Annotated in this window: 7 protein-coding genes; all 7 read right to left on the bottom strand. The window is 39.3% G+C overall.

All coding sequences use genetic code 11. The annotated features are described in order from the left end of the window. Positions 1–251: solute carrier family 23 protein (locus AC1DUW_RS19835; protein WP_477643268.1), on the bottom strand; the 251-nt coding region annotated here is incomplete at its 3' end. 325 nt (positions 252–576) lie between these two features. Continuing rightward, entirely contained in the window at positions 577–1,344 is a 768-nt protein-coding gene (sigF, locus tag AC1DUW_RS19830; RefSeq protein WP_053346843.1) for an RNA polymerase sporulation sigma factor SigF, read from the bottom strand. Positions 1,345–1,357: 13 nt separating this feature from the next. Then, the gene (gene spoIIAB, locus AC1DUW_RS19825) at positions 1,358–1,798 is read right to left on the bottom strand and encodes an anti-sigma F factor (protein WP_053346844.1); all 441 of its coding nucleotides are present in this window, start codon (positions 1,796–1,798) and stop codon (positions 1,358–1,360) included. A 1-nt stretch (position 1,799) separates the two neighbouring features. Further along, positions 1,800–2,150, bottom strand: a complete 351-nt coding sequence (spoIIAA, locus tag AC1DUW_RS19820) for an anti-sigma F factor antagonist (RefSeq protein ID WP_379168817.1) — start codon at positions 2,148–2,150, stop codon at positions 1,800–1,802. Between the two features lie 131 nt (positions 2,151–2,281). Then, positions 2,282–3,448: a D-alanyl-D-alanine carboxypeptidase family protein gene (locus AC1DUW_RS19815; RefSeq protein WP_053346846.1), complete on the bottom strand. Its 1,167-nt coding sequence runs from the start codon at positions 3,446–3,448 to the stop codon at positions 2,282–2,284. A 244-nt stretch (positions 3,449–3,692) separates the two neighbouring features. Then, entirely contained in the window at positions 3,693–4,997 is a 1,305-nt protein-coding gene (locus tag AC1DUW_RS19810; RefSeq protein WP_053346847.1) for a pyrimidine-nucleoside phosphorylase, read from the bottom strand. Between the two features lie 72 nt (positions 4,998–5,069). Next, a partial coding sequence (locus AC1DUW_RS19805) for a purine-nucleoside phosphorylase (RefSeq protein WP_477643267.1) occupies positions 5,070–5,712 on the bottom strand: 643 nt, incomplete at its 5' end.

Below are 5,712 nucleotides of genomic sequence, written 5' to 3'. Positions count from 1 at the left end.
TTCAAGCCCATCCCCGGTGCAATCGCAATTGGATATTTTGCGACCAACCCCATAATAAGGGTACCTATAACAGCAGATATGACTGTTGCCATAAAGACTTGTTCAAATGGAATTCYGATTGAGGATAATAAAGCCGGATTCACAATAAGGATATAAACCATAGTTAAAAATGTCGTAACACCCGCCATAACTTCAGTACGGACATCCGTCCCATTTTCTTTTAGGGAGAAAAACCTTTCTAAAAACATCATTTAGACCTCCAGATCTAAAGGAAACACCGATACAATCGTTTGCATGCGAAGACAAAGGTGTCCTAAAATTGTACTGCATCTACACTTTTTTCAGATTAACCATATTCGTTGAATGAAAGATAAAAAACGAATGAAAAGCGCGACCTTTACTATAATATTCGTTTTTAATTCTAAATTCAACTAAAAAATTTCATCCCCTCTCTTATTTCCGTAAATTCCCATTACCCTCAAACTACTATGGGCTCCTTTTTAATATGATTAGAGTCTTTTTACCTTTTCCTAAAACCCAAATTTTTCTCAAATCAAATAAAAAAAACCACATGAATCACTGATTCATGTGGTTTTTCATCTGCTGGAGAATTTTCTTTTCCAGCCGTGACACCTGTACTTGGGATATGCCAAGTCTTGCTGCTACTTCCGATTGCGTCTGGTCTTTATAGTACCTCAGGAAAACAATTAGTCTTTCACGTTCATTCAATTCATGGATGGCTTCTTTTAAAGCGATTTGGTCAAACCATGATGTTTCATTATTGTCAGCAATCTGGTCAAGAAGAGTAATCGGGTCGCCATCATTTTCATAAACCGTTTCATGGATGGAAGAAGGACTTCGACTAGCCTCTTGGGCCATGATAATTTCCTCTGGTGACAGCTCAAGATGTTCCGCCAATTCATTGACAGTTGGAACACGGCCGTACGTTTTTGAAAGTTCCTCTTTGGCTCTACGAATTTTATTTGCCATTTCCTTTAAAGAACGGCTTACTTTTACAGTTCCATCATCACGGATAAAACGTTGAATCTCTCCAATGATCATTGGTACAGCATACGTAGAGAATTTCACTTCAAACGATAAGTCAAATTTATCTACGGACTTCAAAAGTCCAATGCAGCCAATCTGGTATAAATCATCCGGTTCATAACCTCGATTGAGGAATCTCTGTACTACGGACCAGACAAGTCTTAGATTGCTATTGACAATCAAGTTTCTTGCGTCCTGGTCACCGCTCTGGCTGCGTTGGATTAAATTCCGTAATTCCTCATCTTTTAAATGGGGCTGGCCTTTTTTGCTCTTCTCTTTTTTAACCTCCACATCCATATGCAAGTCTCCCTTAATTGCACAAAGCTCTGCTTGTAGTTAAGTGCTTTTTTAATCGAATGATCGTACCTTCACCCTTATGGGAAATAATATTGATCTCATCCATGAAGTTTTCCATAATGGTGAATCCCATACCGGAACGTTCAAGTTCAGGTTTTGTCGTAAATAGTGGCTGTTTAGCTTCCTCAACGTCTTCAATGCCCAGTCCTTCATCACGGATGGTCAATTCTACAGTATCACCTTCAATAATCACGGAAATGTAGACCCATCCTTCCGGGTCACTCTCGTACCCATGAATAATCGAATTCGTAACTGCTTCTGACACGACAGTCTTGATCTCTGTCAATTCATCCATTGTTGGATCTAACTGGGCAATAAAAGCCGCAACTGTAACCCTGGCAAAAGATTCATTTTGGCTTAGTGCAGAAAATTTCGTTTCCATTTTATTTTTCATCTTAGGCAACCCCCAGTCTTTGCAAAGCGTTTTTTTCGGATAGTTCCATTTTAACAATTTTAAACAACCCTGACATCTCAAATAACCGCTTTACTGCTGGAGAAATTGCGCAGACGACCATTTCACCCTGTTTATTGTTTACCTGCTTATAACGCCCTAAAATAACACCGAGTCCTGAACTGTCCATAAAATGTAGTTCTTCTAAGTTAAGAATAATGTGCTTGATGTTATACTTTTGAATTGCTGCCTCTGCCTGTTTTTTCAATTTTTCTGCTGTATGATGATCTAAATCACCTTTGAGACGAATGCATAATACACGATCTTTCGCCTCCATATTAATCGTAAGACTCATTATATACAGCCTCCTTCACTGTCTTATAAAGAGTCAAATTCTCTTTTTCTCCTGCAGATTCCTTCTTCATAGCAAAACTAGTGGGCATTCGCCTAAATTAGTACATTTATCAGGTAATGCGACAATTTATTCTATTTGACTTGAGTAAACATGCCGAAAGCCCGTTTATACAATTGCCACCAACTAGCTTTTTCAACAGTTTCCTTCGCAACAATTGGCGATTCGACATACACCTTACCGTTTTTCTTTAATTCAAGCGTACCAATTTGATCGCCTTTTTTGATTGGTGCATTCAAATCTTTATTAAGAGTAATTTTTTTTGTGAAATCCTTCGCTGTTCCGTTCTTGGTTGTCAAAACTGAAATAGGTTCACTTGTTACTCCTATAACCATTTTCTTGTGACCTTTACTTACCTTTGATTCTCCTAACATCTCGCCTCGTTTATATATAGGGTATGTGATGTATTGTGAAAAAGCATAATCAAGCATTTTGGTAACCTGCGCATTTCGTTCCTTCGGAGATGCTGCTCCGAAAACGACGGCAATGACCCGCATATTCCCTTTTTTCGCTGTAGCCGTCAGGCAATACTTCGCTTCATTTGTAAATCCTGTTTTTAGCCCATCTACCCCGGGATAAAATTTCACTAATCGGTTCGTGTTAACAAGCCAGAATTTCTTTTCGGTATTTTCACGGAGATAGTCCTCATATGTACCCGTGAACCTTGTAATTGTATCGTATTTCAATAACTCCTTCGCCATGATGGACATATCATAAGCCGAGCTGTAATGATCTTTAACAGGAAGGCCTGTCACATTTTGAAACTTCGTGTTTTTTAGCCCGAGATCTTTCGCTTTTTTGTTCATTTTCTTAACAAACTCTTCTTCAGATCCCGCAATGCGTTCCGCCATCGCCACCGATGCATCATTCGCCGAACCAATCGAGATGCCTTTAAGCATTTGCTCCGTGGTCATTTCTTCACCTGGCTCGAGGAAGATTTGAGAACCACCCATCGACGCTGCATACTCACTTGTCCTGATTTTTTCCTTCATGGTAAGTTCGCCTTTATCGATTGCTTCCATGATTAGCAGCATCGTCATGATCTTGGTCATACTTGCCGGTGAAAGACGATCATCTGCGTTTTTATCATACAATACGGTACCTGTATCCCGTTCAATTAAAATAGCAGATTTAGCATTAGCCGCTAAGTCGATTCCTTTATCTTCCGCTGCTTTTGTATGTGGGATGCTAAAACCAGCAGCTATTAATACGGTTAAAAATAGAGAAAGAATCCGCTTCATCTCCATACCCTCCAATCTTTATATGATTTATTTTTTCCATTACACCCATTTTTATACAAATAAGTTCATTTAAAGATAAATTTTGTAAATATAGGATTTATTAGGAAAATTAACACAAAAATAAAAAGAGGATGCGCATAGGCATCCTCTTTTTAAAATCATGGGATTATTTTAGCTACATAAGCTAGCTAAGGTTACAAAAAGGTCACTCACTAAAAAAAAGAGCAACATTTTTGAAGTTACATTATTCCATAATCTCTTTATAGATAAGCGTAGGTTTTTCAACTTTTTCTTTCGAGATAGATATGTTTTCATACAATTTTTCTTTTACTTCTGAAACATCTTCAAAATTACTGTAAATCGTCACTAGAGATTCACCTTTTGCCACGACTTCTCCGATTTTTTTACGGAGTACTAGCCCAACTGCTAGGTCAATTTCTGATTCCTTGGTCGCTCGTCCGGCTCCTAAAAGCATAGCCGCTGTTCCAACTTCATCGGCAACGATTTTTGATACATATCCATCTTCTTTTGCTTCAAGCTCAAAAGTATAGGCAGCCTGCGGAAGTTTTTCGGGCTGATCTACAACCGAACCATCGCCTCCCTGCGCTTCTAAGAAAACCTTAAATGAGTTAAGAGCAGAACCATCTTTAATAGCGTTTTCAAGCAGGGTTCTAGCTTCTTCAAGCGAGCTTGCCTTTTTAGCAAGGAACACCATATGACTGCCTAGTGTTAAAGAAAGTTCCGTTAAATCTTCCGGACCTTCACCTTTAAGCGTATCGATTGCTTCTTTCACTTCTAAAGCATTTCCGATTGCGTAACCTAGCGGCTGGCTCATATCTGAAATTACAGCCATCGTATTTCGCCCAACATTATTCCCGATGCTCACCATTGCACGAGCTAATTCTTCTGAGTCTTCGAGAGTTTTCATGAATGCTCCTGCACCCGTTTTCACATCAAGTACAATTGCATCGGCACCAGCAGCGATTTTTTTACTCATAATTGAACCAGCAATCAAGCCGATGCTGTTAACAGTAGCCGTTACATCGCGCAATGCATATAACTTTTTATCCGCTGGTGTTAAGTTACCACTTTGACCAATGACAGCTATTTTATTTTTATTCACAAGTCGTATAAACTCATCATTTTCTATTTCCACATGAAAACCTGTAACAGATTCCAATTTATCAATTGTTCCACCAGTATGGCCAAGACCGCGTCCTGACATCTTCGCTACCGGAACTCCAACTGCAGCCACTAAAGGTCCAAGAACAAGTGTTGTCGTATCACCAACACCTCCAGTGGAATGCTTATCAACCTTAACGCCTTCAATCATAGTTAAATCAATTTGATCGCCCGATTCAACCATAGCCATGGTTAAATCAGCACGTTCTTGCTCATTCATACCTTTGAAATAAACGGCCATTGACCAAGCACTCATTTGGTAATCAGGAATCGTTCCATCAGTAAACCCTTGGATAATGAACTGAATTTCTTCCGTAGAAAGAGCCTTACCATCACGTTTTTTCTCGATTAGATCTACCATTCTCATATTAGATTCCCCGCTTTTTTAAAGGCACCGCTACATTTAGCTGCGCTTATTTTATTTTAAATTTAAACTGTTTTAAATGTCCTTAACGATTTGTTTAACAAATTCCAGAAAACTACTCTTTACTTTTTCCGTCGTTTCAATTACTTCTACATGTGACAACGGCTGATCCAAAATGCCTGCAGCCATGTTGGTAAGACATGAAATACCGAGTACTTTCATACCGCTATGTCTTGCCACAATAACCTCCGGAACAGTGGACATGCCGACTGCATCCCCGCCAAGAATCCTTGCCATTTTCACTTCTGCGGGTGTTTCATAGGTCGGGCCTGAATTCCCAATATAGACACCTTCTTTAATATCCATACCAAGCGATGAAGCAATTTTTTTAGCTTGAGCTCGCAGCTCTTTGTTATACGCTTCTGACATATCAGGGAACCTAGGACCAAACCGCTCTTCGTTTGAACCAATTAATGGATTTGCTCCCATTAAATTGATATGATCCGTAATTAGCATCAAGTCTCCCGGTGCATAGCTTTCATTAACACTTCCCGCGGCATTAGTTACAATTAACTGCTCAACTCCAAGAAGCTTCATTACACGCACAGGGAATGTGACTTTCTCCATAGAGTATCCCTCATAAAAATGAAAACGACCTTGCATAGCTACAACTTTTTTGCCGCTTAAAATACCGATGACAAGCTGACCTGCATGTCCC

The organism is Peribacillus sp. P4_C12 (genome assembly GCF_056402095.1).
Note: the sequence above shows the minus strand (reverse complement) of the source record. Positions and strands in the feature narration are given on the sequence as shown.

What these genes read in the sequence shown, in the direction of transcription:
- sigF (WP_053346843.1), bottom strand. Translation starts at nt 1,344, where the DNA reads ATGGATGTGGAGGTTAAAAAAGAGAAGAGCAAAAAAGGCCAGCCCCAT.
- spoIIAB (WP_053346844.1), bottom strand. Translation starts at nt 1,798, where the DNA reads ATGAAAAATAAAATGGAAACGAAATTTTCTGCACTAAGCCAAAATGAA.
- spoIIAA (WP_379168817.1), bottom strand. Translation starts at nt 2,150, where the DNA reads ATGAGTCTTACGATTAATATGGAGGCGAAAGATCGTGTATTATGCATT.
- AC1DUW_RS19815 (WP_053346846.1), bottom strand. Translation starts at nt 3,448, where the DNA reads ATGAAGCGGATTCTTTCTCTATTTTTAACCGTATTAATAGCTGCTGGT.
- AC1DUW_RS19810 (WP_053346847.1), bottom strand. Translation starts at nt 4,997, where the DNA reads ATGAGAATGGTAGATCTAATCGAGAAAAAACGTGATGGTAAGGCTCTT.